This is a genomic window from Nocardia tenerifensis NBRC 101015, from assembly GCF_000308715.1.
GTDB lineage: Bacteria > Actinomycetota > Actinomycetes > Mycobacteriales > Mycobacteriaceae > Nocardia > Nocardia tenerifensis.
The window spans coordinates 1-22,668 of record NZ_BAGH01000070.1 but is presented as its reverse complement, the minus strand read 5'-3'; the positions used below and the strand labels follow the sequence as shown (position 1 = coordinate 22,668).

The following is a 22,668-nucleotide window of genomic DNA, read 5'->3' as shown; positions in this document are numbered from 1 at the left end:
CCGCGCCTTATTCGGCCCTGCGGACGTCGGCCAGCGCCGCGTCGGCGATGTTGTGCAGGTGCGCGGTGGCGCGGCGCCAACGACGCCGGGCGCGTTCGGTGTCCGGGTCGATGAAGTTGGAGATCAGGATGCCGCGCAGGGCGTCCATGGCGGTATAGATGAAGTCGCGAGCCTCTTTGCGACGGATCTCGTCCGGGACGAAGCGGGCGACCGCCATCAGCACCGCGTTGTTGACGAACGGCTCGACCTTCTCCATCGCGGCGGCGAGCACCGGATCGGTGCGTCCGGCGACCCACAGCTCGACGGTCGCGATGAACAGCGGTCCCTGGTGCAGCTCCCAGAGAAAGTCCAGGGCCGCGGCGACCGGGTCGTCGCCGCGCTCCACCCTGGCCATCTCCCGCATGGCGGTCTCGGCCCGCAGCTGCGCCAGGTGGCTGATGGCCGCGACGACCAGGTCGGTCTTGGAGCCGAAGTGGTGCACCTGAGCGCCGCGGGTGACGCCGGCGCGTTCGGCGACCCTCGGCGTGGTCGTGCCCGCGTAGCCGTACTCGACCAGACAGTCGACGGTCGCGTCGAGCAGCCGGGTGCGCATCTCGGTGCTGCGTTGCTCCTGGGTGCGGCGCTGCGGTTTCGCGACTTCGATCCTGGCCATCCGGCGATTCTACACTTACATACAGTTCTGTATGTTCGGTCGCGGCGGGTGTCAGGCGATCAGCGCGGCCGCCGCGACGAGGCGGGCGTCGCGCCGCGCCACCGCGACGGTGATCGCGAACAGCACCACGCCGACCACGGCGAGCCCGGCCCCGACCATGGCGGGCGCGGTGTAGCCCAGCCCCGCGGCGATCACCGCGCCGCCGAGCCACGCGCCCGCGGCATTGGCGATGTTCAACGCGGCGTGGTTGAGCGCGGCGGCCAGCGTCTGCGCCTCGTGCGCCACGTCCATCAGCCGGGTCTGCAGTCCGGGGGCCAGCGACGCGCCGGTCGCGCCGACCAGGAACGCCCCGATCGCCGCGGTGTAGGGGTTGTGCGCCGCCGCGACGAAGGCGGCCAGGATGACGGCCATGCCGATCATCGCGGCGTAGATCGCCCGGTCCACGCCGCGGTCGGCGAGCACGCCGCCGACGATATTGCCCGTCACCATGCCGAGGCCGAACAGCATCAGCACGATCGGCACGAGCCCGGCGGACATGCCCGCGACGCCCGTCAGCGTGGTGGTGATGTAGGTGTAGACGGCGAACATGCCGCCGAAGCCGATCGCGCCGACCAGCAGGGTCAGCAGCACCTGGGGGCGGCGCAGCGCGCCGAGCTCGGTCACCGGGTTGGTCATGGTGATGCCGGTGAGCTCCGGCACGTAGCGCACGAGGGCGATCACCGTCGCGAGGCCGATCACCGCGACCACCACATAGGCGTCCCGCCAGCCGAGATGCTGGCCGAGCCAGGTGGCCGAGGGAACGCCGACGACATTGGCGGCGCTCAGTCCGAGCATAACCGCGGCAACCGCCTTGGCGCGCTGCCCGGCCGGCGCGAGCGTGGCGGCGGCCAGCGAGGCGACGCCGAAGTACGCGCCGTGCGGCAGGCCGGAGACGAACCGGGCGGCCACCAGCGTGTGGAAGGTGGGCGCGAGCACGGTCGCGGCGTTACCCAGCGTGAACGCCGCCATCAACGCGACGAGCAGCTTCTTGCGGGAGACGCGGGCGCACAGCGCGGCGATCACCGGCGCGCCGATCACCACGCCGAGCGCGTACGCCGACACCGCGTGCCCCGCGGTCGGCTCTGAGACGTCCATGGCGCGCGAGATATTCGGCAGCAAACCCATGGTGACGAATTCTGTTGTGCCGATGCCGAACCCGCCGAGCGCCAGCGCGAGCATGGCAGGCACATGCCAAGTCGTCCGCTCGGTGTCGGGGCGTGCGGGGGCCTGGGTGGCGAGGGGAGTGGTCACGTATCCATGAAACGCTCCGGCCGACGATTTCGCTTCCCGAGTAAACGTGAGTCGAGTCACCGGAGCGTCAAGAAAACGTGCAGGTCAGAACGTAAAACCGCGCAATAGCGACAGACCTCGCGCGAGCACCTGGCAATTTCCATTCGGAAGCGAACGTCCCCGGAATACAGTCCGGGCACCCGTACCACCACGTGGTGCGGGTGCCCGTAAGCACATCCCCCGGCGCCGGACCGCGTCCAGCGCCGGGTTGTCTCCCCGGTCAGCGCAGCGCGCGGGCCAGGTTCGCGTCGAGCGCGCCGAGGAACTCCTCGGTGCTGAGGTAGCCCTGGTCGCCGCCGACGAGCAGCGCGAGGTCCTTGGTCATCTGGCCGCCCTCGACGGTCTTGATGACGACATCCTCTAGTGTCTGCGCGAAGCCGATGACCTCGGGGGTGTTGTCGAGCTTGCCGCGGTGCTCGAGCCCGCGCGTCCAGGCGAAGATCGACGCGATCGGGTTGGTCGAGGTCGGCTTGCCCTGCTGGTGCTGGCGGTAGTGCCGGGTGACGGTGCCGTGCGCGGCCTCCGCCTCACAGGTCCTGCCGTCCGGGGTGAGCAGCACCGACGTCATCAGGCCGAGCGAGCCGAAGCCCTGGGCCACGGTGTCGGACTGCACGTCGCCGTCGTAGTTCTTGCAGGCCCAGACGTAGCCGCCCTCCCACTTCATGGAGGAGGCGACCATGTCGTCGATCAGGCGGTGCTCGTAGGTCAGGCCCGCCGCGTCGAACTGGGTCTTGAACTCGGCGTCGAAGATCTCCTGGAAGGTGTCCTTGAACATGCCGTCGTAGGCCTTCAGGATGGTGTTCTTCGTCGAGAGGTACACCGGGTAGTTCTGCTGCAGGCCGTAGTTGAAGGAGGCCCGCGCGAAGTCGATGATCGAGCTCTTGAAGTTGTACATGCCCATGACGACGCCGCCGTCCTCCGGCATCTTCACGACCTCGTGCTGGATCGGCTCGCTGCCGTCCTCGGGCGTGAAGGTCACGGTGACCGTGCCCGCCTGGTACACCTTGAAATCGGTGGCGCGGTACTGGTCGCCGAACGCGTGCCTGCCGATGATGATCGGCTTGGTCCAGCCGGGCACCAGGCGCGGGACGTTGGAGATGATGATCGGCGCACGGAAGATGGTGCCGCCGAGGATGTTGCGGATGGTGCCGTTGGGCGACCGCCACATCTTCTTCAGGCCGAACTCCTCGACGCGCGCCTCGTCCGGGGTGATGGTGGCGCACTTGACGCCGACCCCGTGGCGCTTGATCGCCTCGGCCGCGTCGACGGTGACCTGGTCATCGGTCTTGTCCCGGTACTCGATGCCCAGGTCGTAGTACTCGAGATTCACGTCGAGATACGGATGGATCAGCTTGTCCTTGATGAACTGCCAGATGATCCGGGTCATCTCGTCGCCGTCGAGTTCGACGACGGTCCCCTCAACCTTGATTTTGGACATGGATCTTCGTGTCCTCCTAGGATGGCGCCTCATTGCACGGCCAGGCTGTGCTTGACAGGCGGCATGCACTCGGCCTTTCGCGGTAATGCAATTGCCGCCCAAGGCTTAACGCTCATGCCGCGATCTCGCTTGTGAGCGGACCCCAGCTGTTCCAACAGACAACGTATATGTCCCGCGTTGTCCGCGAGACGTCGGTGCAAACAAGACAAGCGTACTGCTGCCGATGATCGCGGTGTGCGGGCAGCCCCCGGAGTGAGAAACCCCACGAACTTACTGACTGGTAGGTCATTACGCAATTCGCCGGTCGATGCCCGCGACGACCTCGGTCCGCGCACCGCCGAACTGGCGATACGCGGACCGAGGTGTCTTTCTTCGACTGGATCAGACGCCGACGTGGACCGGGCGCGCCCCGTCCTCGGAGCCCTCGATCAGGTTCTCCGGCCGGTCCCGGATCATCAGCGCGATCACCGGAACGGCGGCGAGGAAGAACCCGGCGCCGACGTAGAAGGCCACGTCGTAGCTGTGGATCGAGGCGCGGGCGATCAGGTTGTCGATCGTCGCGTGGCTCTCGGCGTAGGACTTGGCCGTCTGCACCGAGATGGTCGTCAGCAGGGCCGTGCCGACCGCGCCGCCGACCTGCTGCGCCGCGTTGAGCAGCGCACTGGCCACGCCGGAGTCGGCCTCCTCGACCTGGTGCAGCGCGACGGTCTGCATGCCGACGAACAGCGGTCCCATGCCGAGTGCGATCAGCACCTGCGAGGGCAGCACGCTGGTGGCGTAGCCGTCGCCGAAGCCGAGCTGGGCCAGCCACAGCAGGCCGAGCACGCCGAGCACGGCGCCGGCCACCATCAGCGGACGCGGGCCGAGCTTGGGCAGCAGCGCGCTGGTGACGCCCGCGGAGATCGCGATGCCCGCGGGGAAGGGCAGGAACGCGAAGCCCGCCTTCAGCGACGAGTACCCCAGGGTGATCTGGAAGTAGTAGCTGAGGAACAGGAACATCGCGAACATGGCGATCGGCACGAGCAGCGCGGCCAGGAACGCGCCGCCGCGGTTGATCTCACCCGGAATGTGCAGCGGCAGCAGCGGATTGGCCGAGCGCCGTTCGATCGCGACGAACGCGATCAGTAGCGCCGCACCCGCGATGAGCAGGCCCAGCGTGCTGCCCGAGAGCCAGCCGTCGTCGGCGGCGCGGCTGAACCCGTAGACGATCGCGATCAGGCCGAGTGTCACGGTGACCGCGCCCGGCACGTCGTAGCCGCCGGTCCGCGGCGTCGGCACGTCCTTGACCACCCACGCCAGCGCGCCGAGCAGGGCGATCAGGGCGATCGGGGTGTTCACCAGCAGGCACCAGCGCCACGAGGCGTACTCGGTGAGCGCGCCGCCGGCGATCAGGCCGAGCGCGGCGCCACCGGCCGAGATGCCCGCGAAGACGCCGAAGGCCGTGGCCCGCTCGCCGGGTTCGGTGAAGGTCACCGAGAGCAGCGACAGGGCAGCGGGGGCGAGCAGCGCGGCGAACGCACCCTGCAGCGCGCGTCCAGCGAACATCTCCGCGCCGTTCTGCGCCAGACCGGCGAGTGCCGACGCGGCGGCGAAGCCGACCAGGCCGATGATGAAGATCCGGCGTCGTCCGAGGTAGTCGGCCAGCCGGCCGCCGAGCAGCAGCAGGCCGCCGAAGATCAGCGTGTAAGCGGTCAGCATCCACTGCTTGTTGCCGTCGCTGATGCCGAGATCCTGCTGCGCGAACGGCAGCGAGATCGTCACGATAGTGGCGTCGAGGACCACCATGAGCTGGGCCAACGCGATCACCGCGAGGGCGAACCAGCGCGCCGACCCGCCTTTTCTCTCTGAAATGTCTACCGCTTGCGCAGTATCGGTCACGGTCGTCTCCTCATCCTTCGAACTCGTTGGCTATCTTGGCATCAAGCGACAATTGTCGTCAAGAGAAAAATGTCGCAGTACGACATTTGGCGGTTACCGACACGAAAACACTGGGTTGCGATAGGGTGTGAGCATGCTCGAGTCACCGACGCCGACGGGCGCGAGTACCGCCGCGGAGCCGCCCGCCGCCACCGCGAGCCCCGGGCCCGGCCTGCGCGAACGCAAGAAGCAGCAGACCCGGCTGCGGATCATCGAGGTCGCGCTGAACCTCTGTGACACACAGGGTTTCGAGGCGACGACGATCGAGCAGATCGCCAACGCGGCGGACGTCTCCCCCCGCACGATCAATCGGTACTTCGACAGCAAAGAGGACATCGTCCTCGGCCCGATCCAGGATTTCGGCAGGGCCATCGCGGACGCGTTGCGCAGGCTCCCCGTCACCGGCAACGAGCTCGAGTCGCTGCGCGAGGCGTTCCTGCAGGTCGTCGACTCGGCGGTGCGGGCGACCTCCGAGTGGCCGGTCTCGTTCCATCAGTTCCAGCAGATGCAGCGGGTCGTGCGCAGCAGCCCGTCGGTCGGCGCGCGCAGCCTCGAACACGCCGACAGCAAGAACGTCGCGATCGCCGAGGCGGTCGCCGAACGACTCGGCACCACGCCCGACGCGCTGCCGGTGCGGCTGATCCTGGGCAGCTGGCAGCTCATCGGCCACCTGAGCATGGAGTGCGGCGAGGACATCTTCGACTACGACGACATGCACACCGCGGCCACGGTCGGCCGCAACACCTTCAGCGCGACGTTCGACGAGTTCCTGCGCGTCTGCGGCGGGGGACGGACCGGCGCGGCGGACTGATTTCGGCCACGGTTCGGCGGCCGGTTATGATGCCTTCAGGTCATGAGTGCCAGCGCGAAGCCCCGGCTCGCTGGACGGCAACCCTCCTGCAGCGGTGGGGTGCTCCGGGTGATGACCGGGCTCTCGAAGGTCGAGAGCAAGCGCGCCTTCAGGAGGTTCCCGAAATGTGTTGTTGTACTTCGCCTATTCCCCGATAACTCTGTAAATCCCGGCGAACAACCTTTTCCTTGGAGCAAAGCTCATGAGTGATTCCACCGTGTCCGCGGCCGACGTCGACCCCACCGCGCAGTGGTCCTTCGAGACCAAGCAGGTGCACGCGGGCCAGGTTCCCGACGGCACCACCGGTGCCCGCGCCCTGCCCATCTACCAGACCACCTCGTACGCGTTCCGCGACACCGACCACGCCGCCGCGCTGTTCGGGCTCGCCGAGCCGGGCAATATCTACACCCGGATCATGAACCCGACCCAGGACGTGGTCGAGCAGCGCGTCGCCGCGCTCGAGGGTGGCGTCGCCGCCCTGCTGCTGTCGTCCGGGCAGGCCGCGGAGACCTTCGCGATCCTGAACCTGGCCGCGGCGGGCGATCACATCGTGTCGAGCCCGCACCTCTACGGCGGCACCTACAACCTCTTCCACTACACGCTGCCCAAGCTCGGCATCGAGGTGTCCTTCGTCGAGGACCCGGACAACCTGGATCAGTGGCAGGCCGCGATCCGGCCGAACACCAAGGCGCTCTACGGCGAGACCATCGCCAACCCGAGCAGCGCCATCCTCGACATCCCCGGTATCTCCGCCCTCGCGCACGCGGCCGGGCTGCCATTGATCGTGGACAACACGGTGGCCACGCCGTATCTCATCCAGCCGCTGGCGCACGGCGCCGACATCGTGGTGCACTCGGCGACGAAGTACCTCGGCGGGCACGGCGCGGCGGTGGCCGGCGTGATCGTCGACGGCGGCACCTTCGACTGGACGGTGACCGACGAACAGGGCCGGCCCCGCTTCCCCGGCTTCACCACCCCGGACCCGAGCTACCACGGCGCGGTCTTCGCCGACCTCGGCGCGCCGGCCTTCGCGCTCAAGGCCCGCGTGCAGTTGCTGCGCGATCTCGGCTCGGCGATCTCCCCGTTCAACGCGTTCCTGATCAGCCAGGGCATCGAGACGCTCAGCCTGCGGATCGAACGGCACGTCGCCAACGCGCAGGCGGTGGCCGAGTTCCTCACGAACCAGCCGGCGGTCGAGAAGGTCATCTACGCCGGTCTGCCCACGTCACCGTGGTATGAGCGGGCCAAGCGACTCGCGCCGAAGGGACCCGGCGCCATCGTCGCCTTCGAACTGCGCGGCGGCGTCGACGCGGGCAAGAAGTTCGTGGACGGATTAGCCCTGCACAGCCATGTGGCTAACATCGGAGATGTGCGCTCCCTCGTGATCCACCCCGCGTCGACCACACATTCGCAGCTGACGCCGGAAGAGCAACTGCTCGCGGGCGTCACTCCGGGCCTGGTCCGCCTGGCGGTGGGAATCGAGGGCATCGACGACATCCTGAACGATCTGCGCGCCGGTTTCGCGGCGGCGGCGACGTGACGGTGAGTACCGAACCGAGTTTCGCCCGTCCGTCCGGGGTGGCCCTGCCGCCTCCGGACGGGCGGCTCGGCATCATCCCCATCGGGGACGTGCGGCTGGAGAGCGGCGCGGTCATCCCGCAGGTCCACCTGGCGGTGCAGCGGTGGGGCGAGCTCTCCCCCACGCTGGACAACGTCGTGCTGGTCGAGCACGCGCTGACCGGCGACTCGCACGTGGTCGGGCACCCGGACGACATCCATCCGCTGCCCGGCTGGTGGGACGGGATGGTCGGCCCCGGCGCCCCGCTCGACACCGACGAGTGGTGTGTGATCGCGACGAACGTGCTCGGCGGCTGCCAGGGCAGCACCGGGCCGTCGACCCTCGCGCCCGACGGAAAGCCTTGGGGCGCACGGTTTCCGGAGATCTCCATCCGCGATCAGGTGACCGCCGAGGCGAACCTCATGGACCTGCTCGGCATCGAGCGGCTCGCCGCGGTGGTCGGCGGGTCGATGGGCGGCATGCGGGTGCTCGAGTGGATGGTCGGCGCGCCGGACCGGGTCGGTTCCGCGCTGGTGCTGGCCGTCGGCGCCCGCGCCACCGCCGATCAGATCGGCACGCAGACCACCCAGATCGCGGCGATCAAGGCCGATCCGGACTGGCAGGGCGGCGATTACCACGACACCGGTCGCGCGCCGATGACGGGCATGGGCATCGCCCGTCGTATCGCGCACCTGACCTATCGCACCGAGGACGAGCTGGATCACCGGTTCGAGAACAGCGCGCAGGGCGACGAGGATCCGTGGCGCGGCGGCCGGTACGCGGTGCAGAGCTACCTGGATCACCAGGCCGACAAGCTGTGCGGCCGTTTCGATCCCGGCACCTACGTGCTGCTGACCGAGGCGATGAACAGGCACGACATCGGCCGCGGACGAGGCGGCGTGCGGGCGGCGCTGGCCGCGACGCCGGTGCCGTGCGTGGTCGGCGGCGTCGACTCCGATCGGCTGTATCCGCTGCGCACGCAGCAGGAGCTGGCCGAGGGGCTGCCGGGCTGCGACGGGCTCGAGGTCGTGCACTCGCGCGACGGGCACGACGGCTTCCTCACCGAGGCGGCCGCCGTGTCGAAGCTGCTGACCGAGACCATGCGACTGGCCCAGCAGAGCCGTCAGCCCACCCGCTGAACCTGCTCGTATTTCGTTACGCGCCACTCTCTTTCGAGGGCGCGCCCATCAGCAGGCCGACGATGGCGTTGACGAATCCTTGCAGTCGCTCGCGCGGGTATTCCTCGGGCTCGCTGACCGCGAGCCGGCCGAGCATCTCCGCGATCTGCAGCAGCGAGTTGGTGAGCAGCGCGGAATCCACTCCCGCCCACCGCGGTTCGAGCGCGGTGCCGACGCGGACCAGCGCCTCGGCCCGGTCGAAGATGCCGGCGCGGGAATCGCGCAGTGCCGCACGGTATTCGTCGGGCGCGTTGCCCGGCCCGGCGAGGATCAGCCGCCAGCGGGTCGGATTCTCCAGTGCCACACCGACGAACGCCTCGACGGTGGCCGAGGCCGCCACCACCGGGTCGGCGCCCATCAGGTCGGCGGGCAGGGTCTCGGCGACCTGTTCGAGGCCGCGCTCGCGCTCGCGTTCCAGCAGCGCCGCGACGAGCTCAGCGCGGGTCTTGAAGACGGTGTAGAGCACCGGCTTGCCGACGCCCGCCTCCTGGGCGACCGCCTCCATGCTCAGCTCGTGCAGCTCCACCCGGCTCAGCACCGCGAAGGCGGCGTCGAGCAGCTGCGCCCGGCGCTGCTCCGGCGGCAGGCGGGGGGCGTATCGCCGCCGCGGGCGTTCGGTTCGCGATGTAGTCACTGCCGCCGCACCTCCATGCGGTCCATCCTGACAGCATTGCGGCCGCGATCCCGAATCCCGGCCGTCATAAATGCTACGCGGCCGTTGTATTCACTGCGCACAATTGCTACGGTTGCGTTGTATTCACCCCCGGTGCCGGGGCGATCACCGCAAAGGAGCACGTGATGCACTTCGATCCGACCACCCTGCGCCGGGACGACTACGGATTCTTCGGCCCCGATTCCCCGAGCTGGAAGGTGTGGACCGCGCCGACCGCGGTCATCGGATTCCAGCGGGCCGTCGTGCTCGAGCACTTCGATCCGTTCCTGACCGCGGCCGTCGCCGACTCGCGCGGCATCTACAGCGACCCGCGCAAGCGGCTCGACCACACCTTCTCCTACTTCCTGATCGCCGCGATCGCCGACGGGCGCACCGCCATCCAGGCCGCCGAGCACCTCATGGGAATCCACGCGCCGATGACCGGCATCGAGCCGATCAGCGGAAACCGCTACAGCGCGAACAGCCCCGACACCCAGCTCTGGATTCACATCACCGGCTGGCACTCGGTGCTCAAGGCCTACGAGGTGTTCGGGCCGGGGCTGACGCCCGAGGAGGAGACGCGATTCTGGCAGGAGTGCGCGATCGCGGCCGAACTGCAGACGTGCAAGCCCGAGGACGTGCCGCGCTCGCGCGCCGAGGTGCGCGAGTACTACGCGCGGGTCCGGCCGCGGCTGTGCACCTCGGAACGGGCCGAGGAGGGCATGCACCATCTGCTGTGGACCTCGCCGCGCAACGGCGCCGGGTGGTCGTATGCCCTTGGGAGCAGGCTGCTTTCGCTGGCGTCGGTGGCGACCCTGCCGAAGTGGATGCGCAGGCTCGGCCGGTTCGATCGACCCGGTCTCGTCGATCTGGCCGTGAAACTGCCCACGCGGGTGCTGGTGTGGGCATTCGCCCGGTTCGACTCGTTCGGGCTGCTCGTCGCGGCGCCGTTCATCGCGCCGATGGCGGGGCAGATCCTGAAGGAGCACCTCAACGCGGCGCCGCCGGCCAGGCCGGAGACGATCACCCCGGAGCAGGCACGCGCCCTGCACGGCAAGCGATCCGGGCGCGCCGCGCTGGTCTGAGCCTCGTTTCATGCCGAATACTCAGCGCTGAACAGCGTCTCGCCGCGCACCGAACGGCCCTGCGCCGCCGCGTGTTTCGTGTCAGCGCCCGGCGGTGCGACGGGCCCGCTCGATCAGGTTGATATTGGCCTCTATCCAATCCCGCAGGGCCGCAATGGGTGTGCGCAGGCTGTGGCCGAGGTCGGTGAGGGCGTACTCGACCCGGGGCGGAACGGTGGGATGCACAGTGCGCGTGAGGAATCCGTCCGCCTCCAGCTCGCGCAGCGTCTGCGTCAGCATCTTCTGCGAGATGCCGTCGATGCGCTTGTGCAGGTCGGTGTAGCGCATGGTGCCCTCGGCCAGGGCATCGACGATGAGTACCGTCCATTTGCCGGCGATGCGGTCGAGAACCTGGCGGGTGGGGCATTTGGCCGAGTAGATGTCGGCGGGCAGGTCGGTGCCTTCGATCAGCGTGCGCACCTTCGAGAGTGTAACGCACTAATTAGTGCCTTCTTCCCAATAGAGTGCCACTCTCCGATAGTAAGAATTATGCAAAAACAGATACTCTCGGTTCCCGCCGCGATCCGCGCCCGCCGCACGACCCGCCACTTCCGGCCCGAACCCGTGGCGCCGGAGCTGCTCGACGAGCTCCTGGACTTGGCGGTGCAGGCGCCGAGCGCGTGGAACATGCAGGACCGCTCGATCGTCGTGGTCACCAGCGAGGCCGGGCGGCAGGCACTCTCGAAGGCCGCGTTCGGTCAGCCGCAGCCGCTGGAGGCGCCGGTCGTGCTGGTGTTCGTCGCCGACCCGACGGCCTGGCAGGACGGCAACGCCGACATCGCCGAGCTGGCCGGCCGCAACGGCGCGTGGAACGCCGAGTTCACCGCGATGTTCCACTCCCGCAGCGAGTTCCATTCGCTGCGCGAACGCGGCCTGCTGCGGGAGAACGCCGTGAAGAACGCGATGATCGCGGCCACCTACGTCATGCTGGCCGCCACCGGACTCGGCCTGGCCTCGGCCCCGATGAACGGCTGGGATCCGGAGCTGGTCAAGCAGGCCATCGGGATCGGCGACCGCGACGAGCTGGCCATCGCGGTCCTGGTCGCGGTCGGCTACAGCGATACCGTCCCGCCGCACCCCGGTCGCAAGCCGCGCGAGCTGACGGTCTTCCCGGAGCAGTACGTCAGCCGCTGAACTCGTTGCGCGCCAGGTAATCTCAGCCGACACCGAGGGTGTTGATGGTGGCGGCGATGAACACGATGGCCGAGCCGAGCACGGTCAGCGCGCCGACGTCGAAGGGCTTGCTGCGCACGGCGAGCAGGCCGACCCGCGCGGTCGGCAGGCACAGGCGGAAGGCGGCGGCGAGCAGGGTGGCGCCGCCGAAGAACAGCGCGCCGCGGCGCCACCGATCCTGGGCCACGAACACGATGGCCACCGCGATGACCAGCGCCACGACGACCAGCGGCAGGTGGGCTCGCAGGAACTGCGAGCCCCCGCCGCCCGCCCGCTGGTCCGCGGTGGACATGTCGGCATCGGTCACCCCCCGATTCTTACAGACGCCACCGCTCGCGCGTCGCCGACGGGCTTCTCCTCGATCACGTGACCCGCCTCGATCGCGCGGGGCGCGTCGCGAAACAACGTGGGGTGATTCACGATTCCCAGTCGGTACTACGAAGCGTAGTTTAAATGTGACGTCGCGATTATCCGATTCAGGAGGGTGAGCAATGAGGGCCTTGACACGGATTGGGCACTACCTGGCGGCGGTGCGGCAGGCCAAGCGGAACCGGTCGGATCTGTTCGGCTGGCTGCTGCGTCGACCGCAGATCCTGTTGAGCACCTTGGTGTTCGAGACCGCGCTGCTGTTCACCAACCGACTCGATCCGAAGCTCAAGGAGTTGGCTGAGCTGAAGACCGCGGGCCTGGTGAACTGTGAGTTCTGCCTGGACATCGGCTCCGCGCTGGCCCAGTCGGCCGGCCTCAGCGAGCGTCAGCTCACGGACCTGCCTCGCTACCGCACCAGCGACGCATACACCGAACTCGAGAAGCTCGTCATCGCCTTCGCCGAGGCCATGACCGCCACCCCCGCCGTCGACCTCGACGACCTGCGCGCCGATCTGCTGCAGCACCTGTCGCGCGCTCAGCTCGCCGAGCTGGCGGCCACCATCGCGTGGGAGAACCAGCGCGCCCGCCTCAACCAGGGCCTCGGCGTCCGCCCGACCGGCATGGCCGAGGGCGGTATGTGCGCGCTGCCGGAGCGTCCCGCGAACTGACCGACCGACTCGTCCGGCAGCCGTCGGGGGCCACCTGGTTGACTGGCGAACTGTGTTCCGACTGATGTTTCATGAGCCCGCCATCCCCGGCAACACCGGCAATGCGATTCGGCTGGTGGCGGGGACGGGGTGTGAGCTGCACCTGATCGAGCCGTTGGGGTTCGATCTCTCGGAGGCGAAGCTGCGGCGGGCGGGGCTGGACTACCACGATCTGGCCTCGGTGACGGTGCACAAGGATCTCGCGGCGGCGTGGGCGGCGCTGCGGCCGGAGCGGGTGTTCGCGTTCACGACGCAGGCGACCACGCGCTACACCGAGGTGGACTACCGCGAGGGCGATGTGCTGCTCTTCGGCACCGAGCCGACGGGGCTGCCCGCGACGGTCCTCGACGACCCGCACGTCACCGATCAGCTGCGCATTCCCATGCTGCCGGGCCGGCGTTCGATGAACCTGTCCAACGCGGCGGCGGTCGCGGCGTACGAGGCCTGGCGTCAGGTCGGCTTTCCCGGCGGAGTGTGACCGCGCCCGCGGAAGCTTTGTCGCGCAGCCGGTTTCGCGTTCGGCTCAGCGATCGATCTCGAAGCGCTTGAAGCGGGAGGTGGCGCCGGCCGCCAGACTGACGGCGCTCTTCGGCACTCCGTAGTGCTCGGCGAGCAGTGCGACGGCGGCCCTGTTCGCCTTGCCTTCGACGGCCGGCGCGCGCACGTACAGCTGGAGAGTGCCGTCGTCGAGGGTCTCGACGAGCGGACCCTTACGGCTGTTCGGCTTGATGACCGCCCGGACCGTCTCCCGCACTCTTCGCTCCCGTCGCCGCGCCGCCCGAACCCGTAACCTGTTGCGCGCCTTCACCGGAGCCGGACGCCACGCCCACAGGCGATTCCGTTCGAGCGCCGCCCCGGCGTCGCCGCGACACCCGCCGCACGATGGCCCACACCACGGCGCCGAGCACCACGAGGAAGCCTAGCCACGGCAGCGCCTTGCCGGTGAACACGACCGCGTCTTTCAGCCAGTCCACCAGCGAGTTCCAGCCCGCGACGATGCCCTCCCAGAAGTTGTCGGCGCGGTCCTCCTCGGCCTTGGTGGTCGCGGTGGTGATGTCGACAGTGAGCGTGGACAGCGCGACCTCGTCGTCGAGGTGGCGCTTCTGCGCGGTCAGGCTGTCGAGCTCGCCCTGCCTGCTGGACAGGGCCTGCTCGGCGTTGATCAGGTCGGCGGTGTTGGTCGCGCCGGCGATGAGCCCGCGCAGCCGGTCGACGGAGGCCTGCAGGGCCTTGATCCTGGCGTCCAGGTCTTCCCACTGCATCGTCACGTCGTCGCGGTTGGTGTGCACCCTGGTGACGCGGCCGAGGCCGCCGAGTCCGTCGATGAACGCGTCGGTCTTGTCCGCGGGCACCCGGACTGTGAGCGTGGCACTGGGATCGGTGTCGTCGGTGCCGGGCTGCTCGGTCCTGCTGTCGACCCGGCCGCCGGCCTCGCGCACCCGGTCGGCGACCTTGCCCGCCGTCTCGACCGGCTCACCCGCGGTCATCTCGACGCTGCCGCTGACGACTTCCATACGCGCCGTGACCGTTTCGCCGCCGACATTGTCCTTGCGCGCCGGTCCATTGTCACCGCGCCCCGGCCCGTGTTCGCTCAGCGGAGGCGCGGCGGGCGCGGGCTCCATGGACGCGTAGCTCGACGCCCGGTCCGGCGGCCCGCCCGGCCGCGCGCGGTCGTTGTCGCCCCCACAGCCGACGAGCAACGTCAGGCCGAGCAGTCCGATGCACAGCACAGCAAGCTTCCGCATGATTCGCACAGTAGCCCCCGCGACCGCGCGAACGGCCCGGCATAACGGTTCTCTAGAGCCCTTCTAACAGTTCTCTAAAACTGTGGGCGGCCAGGTCATTCGCCGAGCCGGGCGGTGATCCGCGCGACGCGGGGGGCCAGCGCGGGATGCGTCCCGTACAGGCGTCGGCGCAGCGCCACCAGGCGCGGCAGGTCGGCGGGTTCCCATTGTCGCAGCGCGGCGGCGAGTTCGCGGCCGTAGCCGAGGTCGACCGCGGCCCGGTCGGCGGCGAACTCGTCGCGGCGCTCCTGCACGCCCCGGGTCAACGGCTCCACGATCAGCAGGGCGACGAACAGCAGTGCGGCGGTGCGGCCCACGACCGGCGTCAGCGCGATGGCCGCGACAGGCAGCATCCCGATCGCGACGATCGATCGGACGCACGGCGCGAGCGCACCGAGAATCCCCGCGGGCCGCCCGGCCAGGCGGCACACCGCCCACAGCACGCGACGGGGCATGGCAATCCACGCGTCGAGCAGCCGCACCCGCGGATCGACGTTCCGGTGGTGTCCGAGCTCGTGCGCGAGCATCGCCTCGAGCTGCCGGGGGTCGAGGGTGAGCGCCGAACTCGTCACGGCGACAATGCGACTCGGCGCGGCGGCGGCATTCGGATCCTCGGACTGCTCCACCCACAGCGAGTAGGGCCATCCGTCGACGCCGGGCGCGCTGGTGACGTTTCCCCAAGCGACAGCGAGGATTTCGTCTTCCGGTGGGATCGGTCGCCGATACCCGGACGCCTTGGCGAACCTCGCGCGGTCGGGGGTGAACCAGGCCGCGTCGAAGAGCATCACGCCGGCGAAGACCCAGATCACGACGGCCGTCACCGATAGCCAGAGACCCGCCCAGGCGCCGAGAATGAGCACGATCGCGACGCTGAGCGCGATGGTCGGCAGTGCCAGCAGCACGGTCGCGGCCACGGCCGGGTAGCGGCGGGCGGCGGGGGCGGCGGTGCGCCGAGGTGAGTCGGCGGCGGAGGGCGCAGGCATGGGAACTCCCGATTGTCGAACGGGCCGGCGCTTGGCAGAACCCTTCATCGTACGACTGCGTACGCCTGCCGGGAAAGCGAGTTGTCCAGCGCCTCAGCGGAAGTCGCGGGACTTCGAGTCGACGCGCAGATCCAGGCGCTGCAGGTGCTCGGCGAGGACGCTGACCGCGCCCTCGGCGTTCTGCAGACGACCCCGGATGAGCAGGGCCGGGGCGCTCTGCGCCAGGCGGCGGTACCGGGTCCACAGGCCGACCGAGCAGACCACGTTCACCATGCCGGTCTCGTCCTCCAGATTGAGGAAGGTGACGCCTGCGGCCGTTGCGGGGCGCTGCCGGTGGGTCACCGCGCCGCCGATCAGCACCCGTGTCCCGTCACGGACGGCGAGCAGGCCGGCGGCGGGGATCACGCCGAGGGCGTCGAGGCGCGGACGCAGGAATTCGGTGGGGTAGCTGCCGGGAGAGACGCCGGTGGCCCAGACGTCGGCGGCGGCCAGTTCCAGGTCGCTCATGCCGGGCAGCACCGGGGCGGTGGTGGCGGCACCGGTGCCGGGTAGTCGATCCCGGCGCTCCCCCGCGGCGGCGCCCGCGGCCCACAGCGCCTCGCGGCGGGTGTCGCCGAGCCCGCCCAGGGCGCCCGCAGTGGCGAGCGACTCCGCCTGGGCGACCGTGAGCTCCACGCGACCGGTCAGGTCGAGGAAGGACGTGTACGGCCCGTCTTCCCTTGCGGCGACTATCTTTTCGGCGAGGTCGGGGCCGATGTGCCGGACCGAGGCCAGGCCGAGGCGCACCTGGGTGCCCTCGTGTTCGAGGGTGGGTTCGGCGCGGCTGGCATTGATGTCGGGGCCGTGCACCAGAACCCCGTGCCTGCGCGCGTCGGCGACCAGGGATTGCGGGGAGTAGAAGCCCATCGGCTGCGCGCGGAGCAGCCCGGCGCAGAAGGCGGCGGGGTGGTGCAGCTTGAACCACGAGGAGTAGAACACGATCGAGGCGAAGCTCTGCGAATGACTCTCCGGGAAGCCGAAATTCGCGAAGGCGTGCAGCTTCTCGTAGATGCGGTCGGCGACCTCGCCGGTGATTCCGTGCAGGTCGCGCATGCCCTGATAGAGGCGCGCCTTGAGCGCCTCCATGCGCTGGGTGGAGCGTTTGGCGCCCATCGCGCGGCGCAGCTGGTCGGCCTCGGCGGCGGTGAATCCCGCGACGTCGACGGCCATCTGCATGAGCTGCTCCTGGAACAGCGGGACGCCGAGCGTGCGCGACAGCGAATTCTCCAGTGCCGGATGGTCATAGGTCACCTCCTCGGTGCCGTTGCGGCGCCGGATATAGGGGTGCACCGAACCGCCCTGGATGGGGCCGGGGCGGATCAGCGCCACCTCGACCACCAGGTCATAGAACTCCCTCGGCCGCAGCCGGGGCAGCGTGGCCATCTGCGCGCGCGACTCCACCTGGAACACGCCCACCGAGTCGGCGCGCGAGAGCATCTCGTAGACGGCGGCCTCCTTCAGGTCGAGCTTGTGCAGCTCGACGATCTCGCCGGTGTGCTCGCGCACCAGGTCGATCATGTAGTGCAGCGCGGAGAGCATGCCGAGGCCGAGCAGGTCGAACTTCACCAAATCGATTGCGGCGCAGTCGTCTTTGTCCCACTGCAGCACGCTGCGACCGGGCATGCGCGCCCACTCCACCGGGCAGACGTCGGCGATGGGGCGGTCGCAGATCACCATGCCGCCGGAGTGGATGCCGAGATGCCTTGGCAGGCCCTCGATCTCGGCGGCCAGCTGGAGCACCTCGGCGGGGATGTCGGTGCCGGTCTCCGCGCCGACGCCGGTCCACCGGCTCACCTGCTTGCTCCACGCGTCCTGCTGCCCCGGCGAGAAGCCCAGCGCGCGTGCGGCATCGCGGACCGCGGACTTGCCGCGATAGGTGATCACATTGGCGACCTGCGCGGCGTACGCGCGGCCGTACTTGGCGTAGACGTGCTGGATGGCCTCCTCGCGGCGGTCGGACTCGATATCGAGGTCGATATCGGGCGGGCCGTCGCGCTCCTGCGAGAGGAAGCGTTCGAACAGCAGGGCATTGGCGACCGGGTCGACGTTGGTGATGCCGATCGCGTAGCAGACCGCCGAGTTGGCCGCCGAACCCCGGCCCTGGCAGAGGATGCCGTTCTCCTTGCAGAAGGCGACGATGTCGTGCACGACCAGGAAGTAGCCGGGAAAGTTCAGCTCATCGATCACCGCGAGTTCGTGCTCGATCTGCCGGTACGCCTGCGGGTTTCGCTCCGGCGGACCGTAGCGGGCCGCGGCGCCCTCCAGGGTGAGCGCGCGCAGCCAGGACTTCTCGTCGTGTCCGGCGGGCACCTCGAACGGCGGCAGCTTCGGCGCGATCAGTTTCAGGTCGAAGGCGCATTCGCGGGCCAGCGCGACCGCGTTGCGCACCGCCTGCGGGCAGTCGGCGAACAGCCGCGCCATCTCCGCGCCGGAGCGCAGGTGCGCGCCGCCCGCCGGGGCCAGCCAGCCGGCGATCTCGTCCAGGCTCTGCCTGGCCCTGATGGCGGCGAGCGCCATGGCGCGGCGGCGCTGATCGGGCGCGGCGAAATGCGCTCCGGTGGTGGCCAATACGGGGAGACCGAGACGGTCGGCCAGGGCGATGAGGTGAGCGTTGCGCTCGTCGTCCTCCGGGATGCCGTGGTGGGTGAGCTCCACACTCACCCTGTCCGCGCCGAATCGCTCCGTCAGGTCGCGCAGCGCGGCCTCGGCGCGCACGAGACGTGTACTGCCCGAACGCAAGTCGTCGGCGAGGGCCTGCCGCAGGTGTCCCTTGCGGCAGCCGGTCAGGATCTGCCACTGCCCGCCGGCGGCCGCGGTGAGCGCGTCGAGGTCGTAGCGGAGGATGCCCTTCTCCCCCGCGGCGAGGTGGGCGGCCGAGATCTCTCGCGAGAGTCTGCGGTAGCCCTCTTGACCGCGGGCGAGCACCAGCAGGTGCGGGCCGGCGGGGTCCGGTGATCCCGTGCGCGGCTGGGCGTCCGGTGCGTCCGCGTGCGCGCTTTCGGTGATCGAATTATCAATCTGCTCAGCGTGTTTCGCGAGAGCACCGGCTGTGCGCCGACGTGACCGCCCCTTGGCGCCGGCACCTTCGGCCGTGCCCAGCGACAGCTCGGCTCCGAAGACCGTCGGCATCCCCCACTCCCTGGCCGCCTCCGCGAACCGCACGGTGCCGTAGAAGCCGTCGTGATCGGTGAGCGCGATCGCCTCCAGACCGAGCCGCACGGCCTCCTCCACCAGCTCCTCCGGCTGACTCGCGCCGTCCAGGAAACTGTAGGCCGAGTGCGCGTGCAGCTCCGCGTACGGCACCGTCGGCCCTTCGGCGGGGGCCACCGGCTCGGCCAGGTACTCCCCGCGCTTGCGCGACCAGGCCGGGCTGTCGCCGCCGTCGCCGGGGTACCCCTCGTCGGGGTTGGCCCGGCCGGGTCGCCCCGACAGCACCCGCTCCAGCTCCGCCCAGGTGGGCGGCCCGTGACTCCAGCCCACCTCGTCTCCTTCCCGGTCGGCTCAGTTGGCGGGCAGCGGCGCCGTCGAGCCCTCGGCCAGCGCCGACTCGACCTTGTCGAGGCCGGCCCGGATCAGCGCGCCGTAGGCGTCGGCGGCGAGCACGTCGAGGTGGCCGCGGGCGATGGCGAGTTGCATGCGGGCGGCCTCGAAGTCGCCGACCCGGCGGTGGCTGTCGGCCAGGTTGAGGTACAGCGACGGCAGGAAGCTGCGCAGGCCCTCGTCCAGTGGGATGCCGGGGCCGAACACCGCGGCCAGCGCGCGCCGATCCCAGAGCAGCGCGGCGGCGGCCGAGTGCTGCAGATCGGCTAGGTGATGCGCGATCACGCAGCGGTGCAAGGCATCACCGCCCTCACCGATCTCGTCCCACAGCTTCTCCAGGGCCTGCCGCGCCGCCGCCTGGTCCCCACCACCGAGCCGCACCGCGGCAAAGATTTCCGCCATCCGATCGTCCGCCATGCGCCGAGTATCGCACATATGTTCGAGCTATTTCGAGAGGTTGTTCGAGCCGTGTTCGCCACCTCGGTTGTGGACCTCGAAAGTGACCAGCGCCACTTGGCGGGTAAACTTACTTCAGAGTAAGTTCGTGCCAACCAGATCTGCAAAGGAGCAGCCCGTGAACGAGGCATCGCGAAGCGATTCGATGAGGGGCGGCGGTCGGCTGGCGGAGGCGGGGGTGCCCGAGACTCGGCGTGGTCGTCGCAACCGCGATATCTCCGGCCGGCATGTCCTGATCACCGGCGCTTCCTCGGGCATCGGCAAGGCCGCCGCGATCGCCGTCGCGGGCAAGGGCGCCACCGTGTTCCTGCTCGCGCGCCGCGGCGAGGAGCTGGCGTCGGTGGTCGAGGAGATCAGGGCGGCCGGCGGCAGCGCCTACGGATACCAGTGTGACGTCACCGATTCCGACTCCGTCGATCACACCGTGAAGACCATTCTCGACGAGCACGGCCACGTCGACATGCTGGTGAACAACGCGGGCCGGTCCATCCGCCGCGCCATCCACCGCTCCACCGACCGGCTGCACGACTTCGAACGCACCATGGCCGTCAACTACTTCGGCGCGCTGCGCATGACGCTCGCCCTGCTGCCGCAGATGCGCGAGCGCAAGTTCGGCCACATCGTCAATATCAGCAGCGCGGGCGTGCAGGTCGCCACGCCGCGCTTCGCCGCGTACCTGGCCAGCAAGGCCGCGCTGGACAAGTTCGCCGAGGTGGCCGCGGTCGAGACCATGGCCGACGGCGTCACCTTCACCACCATCCACATGCCGCTGGTGCGCACCCCCATGATCACCCCCAGCGGCGACCAGGGCCCGTCCGAATCGCCCGAGTGGGCAGCCGCCACGATCGTGCGCGCGCTGACCGAGCGCCCCAAGCGCATCGACGTCCCCCTCGGCACCTTCGCCGAGTACGGCGCCCTACTCACCCCCAAATTCCGCGACCGCATCCTGCACCGCTACTACCGCGCCCTCCCCGACTCCCCCGCTGCCAAGGGCGAACAGGTCGACGAGCCCGAGCCCTCCCCGGAACCCGTTGCCCCCCAGCCCAACCCACGCCCCCGCTCAACTGCCCGCCGAGTCACCGGCACCGCCCTCCGCCGCGCCGCCCGCTGGGTACCGGGCACCCACTGGTAGCTCCGACCAGCTTCCGATAGCCGCGGCTTCGACCATCCAGTTGACCGTTTCTCGGCTGCTGTTCAGTCCATTGGGATGCATGCAAGCTCCAATCCGCTGTGGACAGCCTTCGGGCACATCGACGAAATTGGTTGCCGAGCAGGTAGATTCGAGCATCCTTCAGTCGATCCCGAACCGCCATACAGAGGAACTGTTCATGCCGATGCGTGTAGACATCGACCGCGCCGTACGTGCTGTACGCGCAGCCATCGACTTCGATTGGACCTGGACTCCTGACGACCTACGCAGCTTCAGTCAGCGGGCGGGGTGGGAACTGTCTGGATCGGACCGACGGAAACCTGCTCTGACGACTGATCTCGACGTCAACCGCCCCGACGCGAGGGTGTCCATCGGTCACTTCGCCGACCTCGGTGGGCCACCTCAGCTGGAGGAGTTCTCGTTCAAAGTCACCGACGTAGTTCTCGATGATCCCAGCGTCCGAGGAGAACTGGACGAGGTATTCGATGAGCTCGCACAGCAGGTAGGCACGGTAGTGGGGCACGGACCGACAGAAGCGTGGACCGAGCCGACCCGGGGCGTGCGCTGGGATGTACCGGACCTCGTCGTTACCGTGACCACCAGCGCCAGATCGGTTTACGTCACCTTCGTCAGCCCTGAGTATCAGCACTGGAACGACGAGAACGACAAGTCGCTCGAAACCGCTGAATAGAACACCAGGGGTCGGTCAGCCGGCGGCGTCCTGGCTATCGGGCTCTACGACGGGTAGAGGGTGAATCGTGTCGACCACCAGTGCGGTTACGGGTTTGGCGGGGGCGTTGCAGCTGGGGTGGCGGGGCGGGAAGGTGATGGTGCGGGCGGTGATTCGCCAGCGGCGGCCGTCGCGGTGGGTGACGAGGGCGGTACCGGGCGTGGCGGGGTCGGTCGGTGCCATGTCTTCGCGGGTGACCGTGAGGGCGTCGGGGGCGGCTGAGATCTGTTCGCGCACGGCTACTTCCGCGAGTTGTTCCAGCGGGGAGTAGCAGCTGCGGCCGCGCAGGCCGGTCAACGAGACCTCGTTGCGGTGGGCGGCGGCCATCATCTCCGCGGCGGAGGCGGCGTCGAGGCGGCCGTAAGTGAGTCCGGAGGGCAGCAGCACCAGGGCGGGGGCGAAGCGGTGGCCGCCGGTGTGCGAGGACTCCCACACTCGGCCAGGGTATTTCGTCGCGAGCTCGGCGGCGATCGGGCGGCCGAGCAGGGCGCAGCACTGGTCGCGCTTTCCGTGCGCGCAGACCAGTACGAGCGGATCACGCACGGGCACACCGATTCCCGGCGGCGGGCCGGCCAGCAGGTGCAGATCGACGTCGAGCAGCTGTTTCAGATCGGTGATCTCGAAGCGCTCGCACCAGGAGTCCTCCGGCCGCGAACTGGCGATCAAAACCGTTCGGGCGCCGGTGAATTCGTTGCGGCCGGGGCGGCGGATCAGGGTCGGGCGCACGCGCGCGGCGGCGGTGCGGGCCGCGAGCTCGGGGGTGAGTTCCGGGCCGAGCACCTCGTCACCGATCACGTCGCGCCCCCACGCGCCGGGGTGCTCGACACACAGCCAGCCGCTCACCTCGGTGGCGGTGCCGGGCAGCGGGGTCGGCGCCGCGGCGGCGGAGCAGAGCATGCCCTCGAAGCCGGTGCGCGTCACGCGGCGAGGAACGGGTGTACGGCGGCCGCGAATTCGCGGTAGCGGTCGCGGTGGATGCTGTGGCCGCAGGAGAAGGACGCGACGGTGCAGTCGGGGATGGCGGCGCGCACGAGCGCCA

Annotated in this window: 21 protein-coding genes, 2 pseudogenes and 1 riboswitch; of the genes and pseudogenes, 9 read left to right on the top strand and 14 right to left on the bottom strand. The window is 69.4% G+C overall.

Features of this window, described 5'->3' with window-relative positions; all coding sequences use genetic code 11:
- Positions 1-7: 7 nt before the first annotated feature.
- The 4 genes from ON39_RS05800 to ON39_RS05785 form a co-directional block, all read right to left on the bottom strand.
- Positions 8-652 carry a TetR/AcrR family transcriptional regulator gene (locus tag ON39_RS05800; RefSeq protein WP_040731880.1) on the bottom strand — a complete coding sequence of 215 codons (645 nt, stop codon included), beginning with the start codon at positions 650-652 and terminating at the stop codon, positions 8-10.
- Between the two features lie 51 nt (positions 653-703).
- A complete protein-coding gene (locus ON39_RS05795) occupies positions 704-1,870 on the bottom strand; it encodes an MFS transporter (protein ID WP_040731877.1) in 1,167 nt (388 codons plus the stop codon).
- Positions 1,871-2,201: 331 nt separating this feature from the next.
- Entirely contained in the window at positions 2,202-3,419 is a 1,218-nt protein-coding gene (locus ON39_RS05790) for an NADP-dependent isocitrate dehydrogenase (protein ID WP_040731874.1), read from the bottom strand.
- Between the two features lie 381 nt (positions 3,420-3,800).
- Positions 3,801-5,297, bottom strand: a complete 1,497-nt coding sequence (locus ON39_RS05785; RefSeq protein WP_040731871.1) for an MFS transporter — start codon at positions 5,295-5,297, stop codon at positions 3,801-3,803.
- Between the two features lie 133 nt (positions 5,298-5,430).
- Here ON39_RS05785 and ON39_RS05780 point away from each other — a divergent pair, with 133 nt between their 5' ends.
- From ON39_RS05780 to metX, 3 genes are all read left to right on the top strand, one after another.
- Positions 5,431-6,147 carry a TetR/AcrR family transcriptional regulator gene (locus tag ON39_RS05780; RefSeq protein WP_051186334.1) on the top strand — a complete coding sequence of 239 codons (717 nt, stop codon included), beginning with the start codon at positions 5,431-5,433 and terminating at the stop codon, positions 6,145-6,147.
- A 38-nt stretch (positions 6,148-6,185) separates the two neighbouring features.
- A riboswitch (SAM riboswitch) is annotated at positions 6,186-6,296 on the top strand.
- A gap of 92 nt (positions 6,297-6,388) precedes the next feature.
- On the top strand, positions 6,389-7,726 hold the full coding sequence (locus tag ON39_RS05775) for a bifunctional o-acetylhomoserine/o-acetylserine sulfhydrylase (RefSeq protein ID WP_051186333.1): 1,338 nt from the start codon (positions 6,389-6,391) through the stop codon (positions 7,724-7,726).
- 38 nt (positions 7,727-7,764) lie between these two features.
- The gene (gene metX, locus ON39_RS05770; RefSeq protein ID WP_040731895.1) at positions 7,765-8,883 is read left to right on the top strand and encodes a homoserine O-acetyltransferase MetX; all 1,119 of its coding nucleotides are present in this window, start codon (positions 7,765-7,767) and stop codon (positions 8,881-8,883) included.
- A 16-nt stretch (positions 8,884-8,899) separates the two neighbouring features.
- Here the strand turns inward: metX and ON39_RS05765 are convergent, their stop codons facing one another.
- The gene (locus tag ON39_RS05765; protein WP_040731868.1) at positions 8,900-9,556 is read right to left on the bottom strand and encodes a TetR/AcrR family transcriptional regulator; all 657 of its coding nucleotides are present in this window, start codon (positions 9,554-9,556) and stop codon (positions 8,900-8,902) included.
- 164 nt (positions 9,557-9,720) lie between these two features.
- Here ON39_RS05765 and ON39_RS05760 point away from each other — a divergent pair, with 164 nt between their 5' ends.
- Positions 9,721-10,659 (top strand): oxygenase MpaB family protein, encoded by a 939-nt coding sequence (locus tag ON39_RS05760; protein WP_040731866.1) that lies wholly within the window; start codon positions 9,721-9,723, stop codon positions 10,657-10,659.
- An 81-nt stretch (positions 10,660-10,740) separates the two neighbouring features.
- On the opposite strand, the gene ON39_RS05755 is transcribed toward ON39_RS05760, so the two are convergent.
- Entirely contained in the window at positions 10,741-11,118 is a 378-nt protein-coding gene (locus ON39_RS05755) for a winged helix-turn-helix transcriptional regulator (RefSeq protein WP_051186332.1), read from the bottom strand.
- A gap of 69 nt (positions 11,119-11,187) precedes the next feature.
- Between ON39_RS05755 and ON39_RS05750 the strand changes: the two genes are divergently transcribed.
- The gene (locus ON39_RS05750) at positions 11,188-11,832 is read left to right on the top strand and encodes a nitroreductase family protein (protein WP_040731863.1); all 645 of its coding nucleotides are present in this window, start codon (positions 11,188-11,190) and stop codon (positions 11,830-11,832) included.
- Between the two features lie 22 nt (positions 11,833-11,854).
- Here the strand turns inward: ON39_RS05750 and ON39_RS05745 are convergent, their stop codons facing one another.
- Entirely contained in the window at positions 11,855-12,163 is a 309-nt protein-coding gene (locus ON39_RS05745; protein WP_040731893.1) for a DUF3017 domain-containing protein, read from the bottom strand.
- A 199-nt stretch (positions 12,164-12,362) separates the two neighbouring features.
- Here ON39_RS05745 and ON39_RS05740 point away from each other — a divergent pair, with 199 nt between their 5' ends.
- Positions 12,363-12,908, top strand: a complete 546-nt coding sequence (locus tag ON39_RS05740) for a carboxymuconolactone decarboxylase family protein (protein WP_040731860.1) — start codon at positions 12,363-12,365, stop codon at positions 12,906-12,908.
- Positions 12,909-12,960: 52 nt separating this feature from the next.
- Complete coding sequence (locus tag ON39_RS05735) at positions 12,961-13,425, top strand: tRNA (cytidine(34)-2'-O)-methyltransferase (protein WP_083894264.1); 465 nt, start codon at positions 12,961-12,963, stop codon at positions 13,423-13,425.
- 45 nt (positions 13,426-13,470) lie between these two features.
- Here ON39_RS05735 and ON39_RS05730 read toward each other — a convergent pair whose 3' ends face one another.
- The 5 genes from ON39_RS05730 to ON39_RS05710 all read right to left on the bottom strand — a co-directional run bounded on the left by ON39_RS05730 (position 13,471) and on the right by ON39_RS05710 (position 19,710).
- Positions 13,471-13,701 (bottom strand): DUF167 domain-containing protein, encoded by a 231-nt coding sequence (locus ON39_RS05730; protein ID WP_040731855.1) that lies wholly within the window; start codon positions 13,699-13,701, stop codon positions 13,471-13,473.
- Complete coding sequence (locus ON39_RS05725) at positions 13,658-14,692, bottom strand: DUF4349 domain-containing protein (RefSeq protein WP_051186331.1); 1,035 nt, start codon at positions 14,690-14,692, stop codon at positions 13,658-13,660. The genes ON39_RS05730 and ON39_RS05725 overlap by 44 nt, the downstream gene beginning before the upstream one ends.
- Before the next feature lie 95 nt (positions 14,693-14,787).
- Positions 14,788-15,714: a M48 family metalloprotease gene (locus ON39_RS45650; RefSeq protein WP_051186330.1), complete on the bottom strand. Its 927-nt coding sequence runs from the start codon at positions 15,712-15,714 to the stop codon at positions 14,788-14,790.
- A gap of 93 nt (positions 15,715-15,807) precedes the next feature.
- On the bottom strand, positions 15,808-19,233 hold the full coding sequence (locus tag ON39_RS05715) for an error-prone DNA polymerase (RefSeq protein WP_040731854.1): 3,426 nt from the start codon (positions 19,231-19,233) through the stop codon (positions 15,808-15,810).
- 21 nt (positions 19,234-19,254) lie between these two features.
- Positions 19,255-19,710: a hypothetical protein gene (locus tag ON39_RS05710; protein WP_040731853.1), complete on the bottom strand. Its 456-nt coding sequence runs from the start codon at positions 19,708-19,710 to the stop codon at positions 19,255-19,257.
- A 229-nt stretch (positions 19,711-19,939) separates the two neighbouring features.
- Here ON39_RS05710 and ON39_RS05705 point away from each other — a divergent pair.
- A pseudogene (locus ON39_RS05705) lies at positions 19,940-20,881 on the top strand (SDR family NAD(P)-dependent oxidoreductase); the annotation flags it as partial.
- 79 nt (positions 20,882-20,960) lie between these two features.
- The gene (locus ON39_RS05700; protein ID WP_146251072.1) at positions 20,961-21,590 is read left to right on the top strand and encodes a DUF6301 family protein; all 630 of its coding nucleotides are present in this window, start codon (positions 20,961-20,963) and stop codon (positions 21,588-21,590) included.
- Positions 21,591-21,605: 15 nt separating this feature from the next.
- Here the strand turns inward: ON39_RS05700 and ON39_RS05695 are convergent, their stop codons facing one another.
- Together ON39_RS05695 and ON39_RS50410 are read right to left on the bottom strand one after the other, a co-directional pair.
- Positions 21,606-22,526, bottom strand: coding sequence for a ferredoxin family protein (locus tag ON39_RS05695; RefSeq protein ID WP_051186337.1), 921 nt, complete (start codon positions 22,524-22,526; stop codon positions 21,606-21,608).
- Between the two features lie 20 nt (positions 22,527-22,546).
- A pseudogene (locus tag ON39_RS50410) lies at positions 22,547-22,668 on the bottom strand (alpha/beta fold hydrolase); the annotation flags it as partial.